The following is a 13,304-nucleotide window of genomic DNA, read 5'->3' as shown; positions in this document are numbered from 1 at the left end:
TGAACCGCGGACGCGGCCGTAAACGCAGATGATCGTCATCGACGAGGCCATCTCCAAAACAAAAGCGCTCCCACGGAAGCGAATTCCCGCGGGAGCACGGTCGTTTGCCCTTTTAGGACGAACACGAACTAAAGCAAGCCGGCTTGCGTCATCAGGTCGATGACCTTCTTGGAATTCAGCGTCGCCGGATCGATTTTCGGCGCCTGCAGGTCGGGCAGCGGCACCAGCTCCGGGTTGGACTCGGCATCCTCGCCGACCGCGTACTCATAGGACGTACCGGTCTTCAGCACGTCCTGGCCGCCCTTGCCGGTCACCCATTTGAGGAACGCCTGAGCTTCCTTCGGATGCTTGCTGGAAGCCAGTACACCACCGCCGGACACTGAAACGAAGGCGCCCGGGTCCTGGTTCTTGAAATAGTGCAGGCCGACATTCTTGCTGTTCTCGCCGGTCTTGGCCTGATCGCCGAAATAGTAATAGTGGTAGATCACGCCACCTTCGATCTCGCCGGCATTGACCGCCTTCATCACCGTTGAGTTGCCCTTGTAGGCGGTGGAATTCGCCTTCATGGCCTTCAGCCAGTCGGCGGTCGCCGACTCGCCCTTGAGCTGCAGCAGGGCGCTGACGATGGCCTGGAAGTCGGCGCCGGACGGCGATGCGGCCCAGCGGCCCTTCCAGCTCGGATCAGCGAGATCGAGCAGCGACTTGGGCAGCTGGCCTTCCTTCAGCTTGTCCTTGTTGTAGGCAAAGACGGTGCTACGGGCGGCAACGCCAACCCATTTTCCGCTCGACGGCTGGTATTCCTGGGGAACCTGGGCGAGGGTTTCGGCGTCGACCGGCGCGAACAGACCGGCCGCCTCGACCAGCGCCATGGCCGGCGAGTTCTCGGTCAGGAACACATCGGCCGGCGAGGCCGCGCCCTCGGCGACGATCTGGTTGGAGAAATCGCTGTCGCCGCCATTGCGAAGCGTGACCTTGATACCGGTTTCCCTGGTGAAGCCCGCTGCCCATTCCTTGGCGAGGCTCTCATGCTGGGCATTGTAGACGATGATGCCTGCGTCTTTGGCCATGGCCGGGCCGGCGATCAGGCCGAGCGCCAGCGCGGCGCCGGCGAGCGTGGAAAGGGCGGATTTCATGGGCATCGTCCTCAAATCTGGAGACAGTGGTTCGGGCACGGCTGCACCTATCAATACCTGATTATCATAGTCAACATTGTGACCCTGCTTCAATCCGTCGCCGTGCCGCAAACTTTCGTGATTTTGCGGCAGTTTGGCTTGGACATTATTTCGCCGGCCACGTAACAAACCAGGGCCGAGACGCGAACATCGGGGGTAAACTCTTGTGACCGGCAAGGACGAGGCCGAGCTCTCCCGGCTGCTTAAAGCCGCGATCGAGGGGGATGAAAAGGCTTATGCCGACTTTCTGCACCGGATAGCCGCTCTCGTTCGCGGCTTTGTCCGGCGCAAGATCGTTCAGGGCGGGGTCGACCCCGAGGATGTCGTGCAGGAAACCTTGCTGGCCATTCATGTCAAACGTCACACCTGGCGGTCGGACGCGCCGGTGTTGCCCTGGATCTATGCGATCGCCCGCTTCAAGCTGATCGACGCGTTTCGCCGGCGCGGGCGTCGCATAGAGGTCGAGATCGACGAGATCGCCGAAACATTCGCCGAGCCGGAGACGGAAACGGTGAGCGAGCGCGACATCAACCGGGCGCTCGACGGCCTGCCGCCGACCCAGCGCTCGGTCGTCTCGTCGATCTCGGTCGACGGACGCTCGATCGGCGAGACCGCAGCGAAGCTCGGCGTCAGCGAGACGGCGGTCCGCGTGTCGCTGCATCGCGGCCTGGCCGCGATCGCCAAACGGTTCGGACGACAATGACCATGAGGACCGAGGATCTCATCAAGGCGCTCGACGCCGATGCCCGAGACAAGGCTATGCCGCTCGGCAAGGCCTGGTGGCTGGCCGTCGGCGTTTCGGTGGCGATCGCGGCCATGGTCTTCTTTGCAACCATCGGACCGCGGCCCGACATCATGCCGGCCATGCATACGATGCGTTTCATGTCGAAATTCGTCTTCACGCTGGTGCTCGCCGCAAGCGCCTTCGCGCTGATCCGTGCTCTGTCGATGCCGGGTGCTGCGACGAAGCGGGCGATGGCCTGGATGGTCGCGGCGCCGCTTCTGGTCGTGCTGGCGGTGGTTCTGGAGCTTTTTGTCGTGCCCGAGGCCGATTGGGGCAAGCGGCTCATCGGCTCCAACATGATGATCTGCATGAGCTTTATCCCGCTGATCGGCATCGGCCCGCTGGCGATCTTCCTCGGCATGCTGCGCTACGGCGCGCCAACCAGGCCGGTGCTTGCCGGAGCGGTCGCCGGCCTGCTCGCGGGCGGGCTCGCTGCAACCTTCTATGCCGCGCATTGCTTCGACGATTCGCCGCTCTTCGTCGCCACCTGGTATACGATCGCGATCGCCTTCCTCACGCTGCTCGGGGCCATCGGCGGGCGGCTTTTCGTGCGCTGGTAGCCGCCGGAGCGATTTTCGAAGCAGTCCCTTAATCATGCCGGGAATTGTTTGCCGGTTAGCGGCCTGATCGCTACCGTTCAGGCAACCATTCCTTAAAACCGATCCGCCAGGATTGTGGCAACGTGCAGTTGCGTATTGGGTGGGATCGCATCGTGGCGGGGTTGAACTGGAGAGGGCTTCGTGCCGACAGGCACGCTGCGCAGGGTCTGTTGGCGGTCGGCCTGGTCGCCACCGTCGTATCGATGCTGTTGCCGCGCGTTGAGTTTGGCGCCGACGCGCTGAAGCTCTGCCTGCAGATATCCGTCGCCATCACGGCCGCGACGCTTTTCTTGTCGGCGCTGTTCATTCACCGCATCGTCAATGACCGCCGGCAGATCGCCGAGAGCGAGCAGCGCTTCCGCCGCGCCATGGAGGATTCGGCGATCGGCGTCGCCGTTGTCGGCCTCGACGGTCGCATCCAGCAGGCCAACCCCGCCTTCGCCGCCATGCTTGGCTACAGCCGCGCGGAGGTCGAGGCACTGACTTTCCCGCAGATCACCCATCCGGACGATCTTTCGATCGGCCGCGAGACGATGCTGAGCGTGAGGGAAGGCAGGATCAGTTCCTACCATTTCGAAAAGCGCTACCTCAGGAAAGACGGGACTCCGGTCTGGGCGCAGCTGGCCGGCTCGGTCATCTGCGACGAGGATACCGGCAGGCCGCTTTATCTGGTGTCGCAGATCGAGGATATCGACGCTCGCAAGCAGGCCGAGGCGCGCATCGCCGAGGCGGAGACCCGGTGGAACTTCGCGCTGACCAGCACCGGACAGGGCGTCTGGAGCCTCGATATGCGCAGGGGCGGCACGACCTATTCCGAAACCTGGATGAAGATGCTGGGCTATGCCGACGGCGAGCTCGACGGCGACCCCGACCGCTGGCTGACCATGATCCATCCCGACGATCAGGGACGCGTTGCCGAGGCGGATCGCGCGCATCTTGCCGGCGAGACGCCCTTTTTCGAGGCCGAGTTCCGGATGCGGCACAAGGACGGCCACTGGGTCTGGATCCTCGACCGCGGCAAGACGATCGAGCGCGACGCGGAGGGCCGGCTGATCCGGGCCATCGGCAGCCTCACCGATGTCACCGAGCGCAAGGAGGCCGAGGCGCGGCTGATCGTTTCGGCGGCCATGCTGGCCGACGAGAAGGAGCGTCTCAGGGTGACGCTGCAGTCGATCGGCGACGCGGTGATCTGTACCGATGCCGCCAACCGCATCACCTTCATGAATCCGGTCGCCGAAAAGCTCACCGGCGTCGAAGTCGGCGAGGCTCTGGGAAAGCTGCTCGGCCATGTCTACTGGGCGGTCGACGAGGAGAGCGGGCAGAGAATCGGCCTGACGCGCCCTTCGGCGAGCGAGCGGCCTTGCTGCGACCAGAACACGCGCGCGGTCCTCGTGCGGCGCGACGATACGCGCTGCAGCATCCGCCAGGTGGTGTCGCCGATCATGAACGACCGCGACGAGTTCTGCGGCCTGGTCATCGTCTTCCAGGACTTCACCGATGCGCGCGCCCTGCAGCGCCAGCTGGCCTATGCCGCCGCCCATGACGCGCTGACCGGGCTCGCCAACCGCTCGAGCTTCATCCGCACCATGGAGGAGCTGGTCGACCAATGCCGCCTCAATGGCGGCGAGCATCAATTCATGTTCGTCGATCTCGACCACTTCAAGGCAGTCAACGACACCGGCGGCCATGCCGCGGGCGATGCGCTGCTGAAGGGCGTGGCCGACACCCTGCGCGATGTGCTCGGTCAAGAAGACATCGTCGCGCGGCTCGGCGGCGACGAGTTCGCCGTCATCCTCAAATCGGGCGCCGCAACGCGCGGGCCGATCGCGGCGCGCTCGATCATCGATGCCATCCGCAACCTCAACTTCAGCTGGGACGGGCGCCCGCATTCGATCGGCGCCAGCATCGGGCTCGCGCCGATCCGCGCCGGTTGCGGCGAAGTGGACGAGATCATCGCCCGCGCCGACGCTGCCTGCTATGCCGCCAAGGCGGCAGGCCGCGGCTGCGTTTCGGCGGCGCCTGACGAGGATGTCGAGGACGATACGGTGCCGAGCGCGCTTGCGGCGGCTTCCTGAGCGAAGGCGCTCAATCCGCGATTTAGCGCGTCGGCACCGGCTGGTCACCGCGATAGTCGTAGAAGCCGCGCCCGGTCTTGCGGCCGAGCCAGCCGGCCTCGACATATTTCACCAGCAGCGGGCAGGGGCGGTATTTCGAGTCCGACAGGCCCTCGTGCAGCACCTGCATGATCGACAGGCAGGTATCGAGGCCGATGAAGTCGGCAAGCTGCAGCGGCCCCATCGGATGGTTGGCGCCGAGCCGCATGGCGGTGTCGATGGCATCGACCGTGCCGACACCCTCATAGAGCGTGTAGATCGCCTCGTTGATCATCGGTAGCAGGATACGGTTGACGATGAAGGCCGGGAAATCCTCCGAGACGGTGATCGTCTTGTCGAGGTGCTTCACGTAGCCCTTGGCCGCCTCGAAGGTCTGATCCTCGGTGGCAATGCCGCGCACCAGCTCGACCAGCTTCATGACCGGCACCGGGTTCATGAAATGTATGCCGATGAAGCGTTCCGGACGGTCGGTCTGGGCGGCAAGCCGGGTGATCGAGATCGAAGAGGTGTTGGTCGCCAGAATCGCTTCCGGGTTGAGCTGGGGGCAAAGCTGCGCGTAAATCTTGCGCTTGACCGTCTCGTCCTCGGTCGCCGCTTCGATCACAAGGTCGGCGGCAGCGAGGTCGGCCATGGCCGGGGCGGCGGAGATGCGCGCCATCGCATCATTGCGTGCCTTTTCCTCGAGCTTGCCGGAGCCCACCTGGCGGGCCATGTTGCCGCTGATGGTGGCGATGCCCTTCTCGATCCGGTCGGGCGACACATCGTGGATCAGGACCTTGTAGCCGCCCAACGCCGAGACATGGGCGATACCGCCTCCCATCTGACCCGCGCCGACAATGCCGATCGTCTCGATCTTGCTCATTACCCCGATCCCGTCTGGAGCATTTTTCGCTTCCTTGAAGCGGGAAAATGCCCCTATTTGTTCTTTCCCGCAATCCGGATGCAAAACCGCCGGAATTTCAGGCCTTGACGGCCCGCTTTTTGTGCAGTGCAAACTAAAAGGGCGGGGCGACTTCGTCTACCCCACCCTTCGGATTTTAATATGCCGGAACGGACGGCGTCAAAGCGCCTTTTGCAGCTCCGGCAGGATGACGAAGAGATCGCCGACCAGGCCGTAGTCGGCAACCTGGAAAATCGGCGCTTCCTCGTCCTTGTTGATGGCGACGATGACCTTGGAATCCTTCATGCCGGCCAGATGCTGGATGGCGCCGGAGATGCCGACGGCGATGTAGAGGTCGGGCGCGACCACCTTGCCGGTCTGGCCGACCTGCCAGTCGTTCGGCGCGTAGCCGGCATCGACCGCGGCGCGAGAGGCACCCACGGCGGCGCCGAGCTTGTCGGCAACCGGCAGGATGACCTCCTGGAACTTCTCCGAGGAGCCAAGCGCGCGGCCGCCCGAGATGATGATCTTGGCCGAGGTCAGCTCCGGACGATCGTTCTCGGAAAGCTTGTTCTCGACGAAGGACGAGAGGCCGGGGTTCGCGGCGGCGTTCGCTGTCTCGACGGAGGCAGAACCGCCTTCGGGCGCGGCCGAGAAGGAAGCGGTGCGCACTGTGATAACCTTCTTGGCGTCGCTCGACTGCACGGTCTGGATGGCGTTGCCGGCATAGATCGGCCGCTTGAAGGTATCCGGCGAGACCACCTCGATGATCTCGGACACCTGCGCGACATCGAGAAGAGCGGCCACGCGCGGCGCGACGTTCTTGCCCGACGAGGTGGCCGGCGCCAGGATCGTGTCGTAGGAGCCGGCGAGCGAAACCACGAGTGCCGCGAGCGGTTCGGCGAGACGTTCGGAAAGCTCGTCGGCTTCGGCCAGAAGCACCTTGCGGACACCTTTCAGCTTGGCGGCGGCATCGGCTGCGCCCTTGGCGCCCTTGCCGGCAACCAGCACGTCGACATCCGGGCCGATCTGGAGAGCCGCCGACAGTGCCTTGGCGGTCTGGTCGGAAAGGCTCGCGTTGTCGTGTTCGGCGATGAGGAGAATAGCCATTTTGTTTATCCTTTCCTGACCGCTCAAAGCACGCCAGCTTCGTTCTTGAGCTTTTCGACCAGCTCGGCGACGCTCTTCACCTTCACGCCCGCCTTGCGGCCGCTCGGCTCCTCGGTCTTGACCACCTTGAGGCGCGGCTTGACGTCGGCGCCGTAGTCGGCCGGGCTCTTCTCGTCGAGCGGCTTCTTCTTGGCCTTCATGATGTTGGGCAGCGAGGCATAGCGCGGCTGATTGAGGCGCAGGTCGGCGGTCACGATCGCCGGCATCTTCAGCTCGACGGTCTGCAGGCCGCCGTCGACTTCGCGCGTCACCCTTGCCTTGTCACCCTCGAGCACGATCTTCGAGGCGAAGGTGCCCTGCGACCATCCAAGCAGTGCTGCCAGCATCTGGCCGGTCTGGTTCGAATCATCGTCGATCGCCTGCTTGCCGAGGATGACGAGGCCGGGCTTCTCGGCCTCGACGACGCCCTTCAGCACCTTGGCGACGCCCAGCGGCTCGGTCTGCTCGTCGGTCTTGACCAGGATGGCGCGATCGGCGCCCATGGCGAGCGCGGTACGCAGGGTTTCCTGCGCCTGCTGAGGGCCGACCGAAACGACGATGATTTCCTCAGCCTTGCCGGCTTCCTTGATGCGGATCGCTTCCTCGACCGCGATCTCGTCGAACGGGTTCATCGCCATCTTGACGTTGGCAAGCTCGACGCCCAGTCCGTCGGCTTTCACCCGAACCTTGACATTGGCGTCCACAACCCGCTTCACGGGCACAAGGATCTTCATTTTCCTGTCACCTCTCCTGAGATAGTCGGGGCGCTATAGCAGCGTGCGCCCTGTCAGAGTTGTCGAAAGCCGACATTGCGGGCGGAATATCCGCCCAACGGTGCCGTTTCCGTAGTGGCGGCAAATCGGCGCGTCAATATCCCACGACGCACCCAAATCGGTTCAGTCCCGAGGCGTTGCTGCTCCACGGCCCCATTGCGCCGGAGCGCCGTCGCTCGCGGCCGGTTCGACAGGAACGGGCGGCTGTTTGACGTTCGGCGTCGGGTCCGGCTCGCCGTCGGCGCCGGCAAACAGCGGTACGCCGCGGCTGCGCAGCACCAGCACCAGGATCGATCCGGCGATGATGCCGCCGATATGGCAGGCCCAGGAGATCTGGTTCTCGCCGCCGGCGGCAAACATCACGACCTGAAACAGAATCCACAGGATCAGCGGGATGAAAGCCGGGATGCGCAGCGGAATGCGGGCAAAGGCCAGCACCCAGACTTTCACGCGGGGATAGAGGATCAGATAGGCGGCGACGACGCCGGCAATGGCGCCCGAGGCGCCGATCAGCGGCACCTGCGAATCCCAGGCCACCAGCCCTTGGAAGAAGGCGCCGGCGACGGCACAAAGCAGGTAGAAGATCAGGTAGCGTATGTGGCCGAGCGCATCCTCGACATTGTCGCCGAACACCCACAGAAACAGCATGTTGCCGCCGAGATGGAAAATGTCGGCGTGCAGGAACGAGTAGGTAAGGTAGCTGAGGCTTTCGGGGATGACGACGAATTCGGGCGACAATTCGACCTTGTCGTGAACCACCGACGGGATGAAGCCGAGGCCGAGAACCGCGGCATTGGTGAAGTTCTCACCGCCGAGCGTGGTTGCCAGATAGGCCAGCGCATTCACCGCGATCAGGCCGATCGTCACATATTGCAGGCGGATGTGACGCAGCCTGTTGGTGTCGTAAAGCGGGATGAACATCAGACCCTTCCGCTTCTGAAATCAGCGGTTCTTGCCGGGAATCCATAGCACGTCGGCCTTTCCGTTGTCATTGACGGCACGCGCGGCGACGAACAGAAAGTCCGAAACACGGTTGATGTATTTGAGCGCTTCGCGGTTGACATGCTCGGCCGGATCCTGGGCCAGCGCCACCATGATGCGCTCGGCGCGTCGCGCAACGGTACGGGCCAGATGCAGTGCCGCGGCGGCCGGCGCGCCGCCGTTCAGCACGAAGGATTTCAGTGGCTGCAGGCCCTTGTTGATCGCGTCGATGTCCTGTTCGACGCGGGCAGTCTGGGCGGCGACGATGCGCAGCGGCTCATACTCCAGCGGCTTGCCGTCGTCCGGCACGGCGAGGTCGGCACCCAGATCGAAAAGATCGTTCTGGATGCGCGACAGCATGGCATCGATCGCGGGATGTTCGCTGCCGGTGTGGATGCGGGCCATGCCGATGCAGGCATTGGCCTCGTCGACGGTGCCATAGGCATCGACGCGCAGATCGGACTTCAGCCGCCGCTCGCCGGTGCCGAGCCCTGTCGTGCCGTCATCGCCGGTACGGGTGTAGATCTTGTTGAGCTTGACCACGCCGTCCCCCTGAGACCTGCTATTTGCGCGTGAAATAGACCACCAGCAACAGCAGCGCCAAGGCCACGGCCTGCAGCATGACGCGCGCCTGCATCAGCTTGTTCGAGGTGATGCCGGAGCCGCCGCGCATCATGTTGATCAGGCCGCGGACCAGCACGATCAGCACGGCGGCCATCGCGATGACGGCGAGGATCTTTAAGACGATGACCATCTGGCTGGCTCCGTTCAGGTTCGGTCAGGCGCGCCTGGCAAGCACGCGGTAGAGCAGGGATGCCGGCAGGATGCGTTTCAGCGCCGCGCCGATCTTAGCCGGCACCGTTACCACATAGTGCGGACGCGGGCGCTGTGACAGAAGCGCGTGGCGGAGCGCCTTGTGCACGATCTCCGGCCCAGGTTTCAGCTTCGACACGCTGCCGCCCGCCTGAAGCCGGGCAAGCTGCGCCTGATAATCGGCGTGGTGGACGGAATTTTCGACGTCGATATTTTTCAGGAACCACGCCAGGCCGTTGCTGGCGATCTTCGACGTCACCGGCCCCGGTTCGATGAGCGAGAGGTGGACGCCGCTGCCTTCGAGTTCCTGGCGCATGCACAGCATCAGACCTTCGATGGCGTGTTTGGACGCCGAATAGGCACCACGGAAGCGAACCGGCGCCAGCCCGAGGATCGAGGAGCAATGGACAAGCCGGCCGTGCCCCTGGCGGCGCATGACCGGCACGACGCGCCGGGTCAGATTATGCCAGCCGAAGAAGTTGGCCTCGAACTGCTCGCGAAGCGCTGCGACCGGCAGATCCTCGACGGCGCCGGGCTGCGCATAGGCACCGTTGTTGAACAACGCATCAAGCCGGCCACCGGTGCGTTCCAGCACGGCTTCGGTCAGGGCGGCGATGGATTGGGGTTCGCGATAGTCGAGATAGAAGGCCTCGATGCCTTCCGCCTCAAGGGCCGAAATATCGGCCGGCTTGCGCGCCGTGGCGAACACCCGCCAGCCTTCCGCCTTCAGCGCCCGCGCGCAATAGGCGCCGATGCCGGAGGAGGCTCCGGTGACGATGATGGTGCGCAACTCTTTGGCGGCGGGAATCGTTGTGAGACCTGGGGTTGCCATTTGCCGCAATCACTTCCCATATTCGCGGCGTCGACACAATCGAGCGGAGCGCGGGCCCTTGCTGCGGAATATCGTTGCCCTCAAGCGCGTGCTCTACGATGCGATTGGCCATTTCAACACCGACGATGGCTGGGCGATGGCCAGCCATCTGGCGATCACCTCGCTGATGGCGCTGTTCCCCTTCCTGATCTTTGCCACGACGCTTGCCAGCTTCCTCGGCGCGCGCGCCTTCGCCGACACGGCCGTGCATCTGGTCTTCGACACGTGGCCGGAGCAGATCGCCAAGCCGATCGCGCACGAGGTGCAGAACGTGCTCACCGTCCGGCGCACCGATCTTCTGACCTATGGCGTGCTGCTTGCGGCCTATTTCGCCTCGAACGGCATCGAGGCGCTGCGCACCTCGCTCAACCGCGCCTATCGGGTCACCGAGACGCGCGGCATCATCCACCGCAGGGTGCAGAGCATCATCTTTGTCCTGATCGCAACCGCCTGCTTCCTCGCCGTCAGCGTGCTTCTGGTGTTCGCGCCGCTCTTGGCGCGGCTGGCGGAAGCGCATCTGGAATGGATCAAGCCCTATATGGGCACGATCACCATCTGGCGTTACATAGTCGCCTCTACGGTCATCGTCATCGGGCTGTTTTCGGTGCATATCTGGCTGCCGGCCGGCAAGCGGCGCTTCGTCTCGATCATACCCGGCATCGTCTTCACGCTGGTTGCCTGGCTGGTCGGGTCGACGATCTTCGCCACCTATCTCGACCATTTCTCGTCCTATGTGACGACCTATGCCGGGCTCGCCTCGATCATGATCGCGGTCGTCTTCCTCTACATCATCTCGGCGATCTTCATCCTCGGCGGCGAGCTCAACGCCTCGATCAGCCGCTATCTGGAGGCGCGCGCGCGGGTTGGTTGAAGCATGATCTCGCCCGAAAACCGCTTCAGACTTTGACGGGAATTGCCTTGGAGCGCGCGGTCGCAAGGGCGACGCCAAGGGTGGCGATCGCCATGCCGGCGATCTGCAGCAGGTTGAGCTGCTCGTTGAAGAGCACCCAGGCGATGATCGCGGTGACGGCCGGCACGAGGTAGAACAGCGAGGCGACCTTCGACATCTCGCCGTCCCTAATCATCACCATCAACAGGAAGATGGCGCCGATCGACAGCACCAGGACCAGCCAGGTCATGGCGAAGATCAGCTCGCCGTTGACGGTGATGGTGCGCGTCTCGAAGGCGAGCGAGCCGAGGATCATCACGGCGGAGCCGCCGATATACTGCCACATCGTCGCCGACACGAGATCGCCGCCGGAGGCGTAGCGTTTCTGCCAGATGGTGCCGGCGCTCATGCCGAGCACCGAGACAAGCGAAGCCGTCAGCGTCGCCGGCGTGACGCCGCCGCCCATCGTCCCGAGCTTTGGCCATAGCACGATGACGACGCCGAGAAGCCCGACGGCAAGGCCGGCCCAATGGCGCGGCAGGATCGCCTCGCCGAGGAATTTTCCGGCGAGCACGGCGGTAATCAGCGGCTGCAGGCCGACGATCAGCGCCGAGAGACCTGCCGGCATGCCCCTGTGGATCGCCCAGAAGACGGCGCCGAGGTAGATGCCGTGCATGAGGACGCCGGCCACCGTGGCGTACACCGCTTCCTCGCGGGTCGCCCTGCGCGAGCCAAACAGCACAGTGAGGCCTGCAAACAGGATCGCCGCTATCACGAAGCGAATGGCAAGGAAGGTAAAGGGCTCCGCCCAGGGCATGGCGTAGCGCGCGCCGATGAAGCCGGTCGCCCACAGAATGACGAAGGAGGCGGGAATGAACCGCTTGATGCTCTGCATGGGGAGGCCGCCAGGATGAAAGGTTGATGACGGCAATTGCTCTAATGCGGTTCAATCCGGCAAGCAAAATGAAACGGTTGATCCATAAGCTAAGTTGAATTCAACAACCGTGCCAAGAGGGGCATGGCGCATTGCCGCGCCATGGTGAGGCATGTTTTTGCATCTGGACACGACCTGGCTTTTGTTCGCCTTTGCGATCATCGCAGCTTTCGGCTTCTTCTTCGGCACTGCGCTCGACGCGATCATGAAGGAAAGCGGCTTCGGCCCGACCGGCAATACGCTGCTGTTCATCTTCGGCTTTTTCTTCGCGGTGGTGGTCGCCAACAAGCATGGCATCAGCCTCAGCGATCTCAAGCTGGCGGTTGCCTGGGGGCTCGGCGGTGCCTTTGCCTTCATCAGCGTGTTGGCTCTGATCAAGGCCGGGCTGGCGCGGCTCTAATCATAGCCCGACCAATCGCCTGATCTCCCGCGGCGACATGCCAGCCTGCCTCAGCGCGGCAAGACCGGTGTCCTTGAGGCTCTTGGACAGTTTCCTGCCGTCCGGGCCGAGGATCAGGCGGTGGTGGAAATAGCGCGGCGCCGGCAGGCCGAGCAATTCCTGCAGCAGGCGCTGCACCCCGGTCGCCGAATAAAGATCCTGGCCGCGCACGACATGGCTGATGTCCTGGAGCGCGTCATCGAGAACGACAGCGAGATGATAGCTGGTCGGGACGTCGCGGCGAGCGACGATGACATCGCCCCAATCCCGCGGCATCGCTTCGACGGTTCGCGTCGACGTCATGGTTTCGTCGGTGAACTCAGTCCATGTGAGGCGGGTCGAGACGCGCGCCGCCGCCTCGACGTCCAGCCGCCAGGCGAAGGGCAGGTTCTCGGCGACCCGCCGCTTGCGCTCCCTGGCCGGCAGGGCCTTGTCGAGGGGCGGGTAGAGCGGCACGCCGTCCGGATCGTGCGGCCAGTCTCGGCCGCCGGTCTCGGCGATGAAGGCGCGGATTTCGGCCCGGCTCATGAAAGCCGGATAGACGAGTTCCTCGGCAATCAGCCGGTCAAGCACCGCCCGGTATTCGGCAAAATGCTCGGACTGGCGGCGCACCGGCTGTTCCCAGTGCAATCCCAGCCATTCCAGGTCGCGCAAAATGCCGGCTTCGAATTCGGGCGTGCAGCGGGCGATATCGATATCCTCGATACGCAGCAGCAACCGTCCGCCGGCTTGCGCCGCCATCTGCTGGTTGAGCAGGGCCGAGTAGGCATGGCCGAGATGCAGTTCGCCATTGGGGCTCGGCGCGAAGCGGAATGTCAGGAGCGTCATCTCTCGGGCGGCATTCGGGTTGTCAGGCGCTTCCGCCGGTTGATAGTTAGCCATCAATTGCCACTTCGCGGGCGTCCT

General features: G+C 63.9%; 15 protein-coding genes. 5 read left to right on the top strand and 10 right to left on the bottom strand.

The genetic code is table 11. The annotated features are described in order from the left end of the window. Positions 1–128: 128 nt before the first annotated feature. Entirely contained in the window at positions 129–1,133 is a 1,005-nt protein-coding gene (locus RFM68_RS01075) for an iron ABC transporter substrate-binding protein (protein WP_320230797.1), read from the bottom strand. Between the two features lie 205 nt (positions 1,134–1,338). On the opposite strand from RFM68_RS01075, the gene RFM68_RS01070 reads away from it, so the two are divergent. From RFM68_RS01070 to RFM68_RS01060, 3 genes are all read left to right on the top strand, one after another. Beyond that, positions 1,339–1,875, top strand: a complete 537-nt coding sequence (locus tag RFM68_RS01070; RefSeq protein ID WP_320230796.1) for a sigma-70 family RNA polymerase sigma factor — start codon at positions 1,339–1,341, stop codon at positions 1,873–1,875. A gap of 2 nt (positions 1,876–1,877) precedes the next feature. Beyond that, entirely contained in the window at positions 1,878–2,516 is a 639-nt protein-coding gene (locus RFM68_RS01065) for an NrsF family protein (protein WP_320231042.1), read from the top strand. A 122-nt stretch (positions 2,517–2,638) separates the two neighbouring features. Further along, on the top strand, positions 2,639–4,630 hold the full coding sequence (locus RFM68_RS01060) for a PAS domain S-box protein (RefSeq protein ID WP_320230795.1): 1,992 nt from the start codon (positions 2,639–2,641) through the stop codon (positions 4,628–4,630). Positions 4,631–4,652: 22 nt separating this feature from the next. On the opposite strand, the gene RFM68_RS01055 is transcribed toward RFM68_RS01060, so the two are convergent. The 7 genes from RFM68_RS01055 to RFM68_RS01025 all read right to left on the bottom strand — a co-directional run bounded on the left by RFM68_RS01055 (position 4,653) and on the right by RFM68_RS01025 (position 10,097). Further along, a complete protein-coding gene (locus tag RFM68_RS01055) occupies positions 4,653–5,531 on the bottom strand; it encodes a 3-hydroxybutyryl-CoA dehydrogenase (RefSeq protein WP_320230794.1) in 879 nt (292 codons plus the stop codon). 198 nt (positions 5,532–5,729) lie between these two features. Next, on the bottom strand, positions 5,730–6,659 hold the full coding sequence (locus tag RFM68_RS01050; RefSeq protein ID WP_320230793.1) for an electron transfer flavoprotein subunit alpha/FixB family protein: 930 nt from the start codon (positions 6,657–6,659) through the stop codon (positions 5,730–5,732). A 23-nt stretch (positions 6,660–6,682) separates the two neighbouring features. Continuing rightward, a complete protein-coding gene (locus tag RFM68_RS01045; RefSeq protein ID WP_320230792.1) occupies positions 6,683–7,432 on the bottom strand; it encodes an electron transfer flavoprotein subunit beta/FixA family protein in 750 nt (249 codons plus the stop codon). A gap of 162 nt (positions 7,433–7,594) precedes the next feature. Further along, a complete protein-coding gene (locus RFM68_RS01040; RefSeq protein ID WP_320230791.1) occupies positions 7,595–8,392 on the bottom strand; it encodes a rhomboid family intramembrane serine protease in 798 nt (265 codons plus the stop codon). Between the two features lie 21 nt (positions 8,393–8,413). Next, positions 8,414–8,995, bottom strand: a complete 582-nt coding sequence (locus RFM68_RS01035; protein ID WP_320230790.1) for a cob(I)yrinic acid a,c-diamide adenosyltransferase — start codon at positions 8,993–8,995, stop codon at positions 8,414–8,416. A 19-nt stretch (positions 8,996–9,014) separates the two neighbouring features. Beyond that, positions 9,015–9,206 (bottom strand): twin transmembrane helix small protein, encoded by a 192-nt coding sequence (locus RFM68_RS01030; RefSeq protein ID WP_320230789.1) that lies wholly within the window; start codon positions 9,204–9,206, stop codon positions 9,015–9,017. A 24-nt stretch (positions 9,207–9,230) separates the two neighbouring features. Continuing rightward, positions 9,231–10,097, bottom strand: a complete 867-nt coding sequence (locus RFM68_RS01025; RefSeq protein WP_320230788.1) for an SDR family oxidoreductase — start codon at positions 10,095–10,097, stop codon at positions 9,231–9,233. A gap of 58 nt (positions 10,098–10,155) precedes the next feature. Here RFM68_RS01025 and RFM68_RS01020 point away from each other — a divergent pair, with 58 nt between their 5' ends. Then, entirely contained in the window at positions 10,156–11,007 is an 852-nt protein-coding gene (locus RFM68_RS01020; protein WP_320230787.1) for a YihY/virulence factor BrkB family protein, read from the top strand. Between the two features lie 25 nt (positions 11,008–11,032). Here RFM68_RS01020 and RFM68_RS01015 read toward each other — a convergent pair whose 3' ends face one another. Beyond that, on the bottom strand, positions 11,033–11,920 hold the full coding sequence (locus RFM68_RS01015; protein ID WP_320230786.1) for a DMT family transporter: 888 nt from the start codon (positions 11,918–11,920) through the stop codon (positions 11,033–11,035). 151 nt (positions 11,921–12,071) lie between these two features. Between RFM68_RS01015 and RFM68_RS01010 the strand changes: the two genes are divergently transcribed. Continuing rightward, complete coding sequence (locus RFM68_RS01010; protein ID WP_320230785.1) at positions 12,072–12,359, top strand: hypothetical protein; 288 nt, start codon at positions 12,072–12,074, stop codon at positions 12,357–12,359. Here RFM68_RS01010 and gluQRS read toward each other — a convergent pair whose 3' ends face one another. Continuing rightward, positions 12,360–13,226, bottom strand: a complete 867-nt coding sequence (gene gluQRS / locus RFM68_RS01005) for a tRNA glutamyl-Q(34) synthetase GluQRS (RefSeq protein ID WP_320231041.1) — start codon at positions 13,224–13,226, stop codon at positions 12,360–12,362. Positions 13,227–13,304: the final 78 nt, after the last annotated feature.

This window comes from Mesorhizobium montanum (genome assembly GCF_033977145.1).
Classification (GTDB): Bacteria; Pseudomonadota; Alphaproteobacteria; order Rhizobiales; family Rhizobiaceae; genus Mesorhizobium; species Mesorhizobium montanum.
This window is presented reverse-complemented; position numbering and strand designations above follow the sequence as displayed.

What these genes read in the sequence shown, in the direction of transcription:
- RFM68_RS01075 (WP_320230797.1), bottom strand. Translation starts at nt 1,133, where the DNA reads ATGAAATCCGCCCTTTCCACGCTCGCCGGCGCCGCGCTGGCGCTCGGC.
- RFM68_RS01065 (WP_320231042.1), top strand. Translation starts at nt 1,878, where the DNA reads ATGAGGACCGAGGATCTCATCAAGGCGCTCGACGCCGATGCCCGAGAC.
- RFM68_RS01055 (WP_320230794.1), bottom strand. Translation starts at nt 5,531, where the DNA reads ATGAGCAAGATCGAGACGATCGGCATTGTCGGCGCGGGTCAGATGGGA.
- RFM68_RS01050 (WP_320230793.1), bottom strand. Translation starts at nt 6,659, where the DNA reads ATGGCTATTCTCCTCATCGCCGAACACGACAACGCGAGCCTTTCCGAC.
- RFM68_RS01045 (WP_320230792.1), bottom strand. Translation starts at nt 7,432, where the DNA reads ATGAAGATCCTTGTGCCCGTGAAGCGGGTTGTGGACGCCAATGTCAAG.
- RFM68_RS01040 (WP_320230791.1), bottom strand. Translation starts at nt 8,392, where the DNA reads ATGTTCATCCCGCTTTACGACACCAACAGGCTGCGTCACATCCGCCTG.
- RFM68_RS01030 (WP_320230789.1), bottom strand. Translation starts at nt 9,206, where the DNA reads ATGGTCATCGTCTTAAAGATCCTCGCCGTCATCGCGATGGCCGCCGTG.
- RFM68_RS01025 (WP_320230788.1), bottom strand. Translation starts at nt 10,097, where the DNA reads ATGGCAACCCCAGGTCTCACAACGATTCCCGCCGCCAAAGAGTTGCGC.
- RFM68_RS01015 (WP_320230786.1), bottom strand. Translation starts at nt 11,920, where the DNA reads ATGCAGAGCATCAAGCGGTTCATTCCCGCCTCCTTCGTCATTCTGTGG.
- RFM68_RS01010 (WP_320230785.1), top strand. Translation starts at nt 12,072, where the DNA reads ATGTTTTTGCATCTGGACACGACCTGGCTTTTGTTCGCCTTTGCGATC.
- gluQRS (WP_320231041.1), bottom strand. Translation starts at nt 13,226, where the DNA reads ATGACGCTCCTGACATTCCGCTTCGCGCCGAGCCCCAATGGCGAACTG.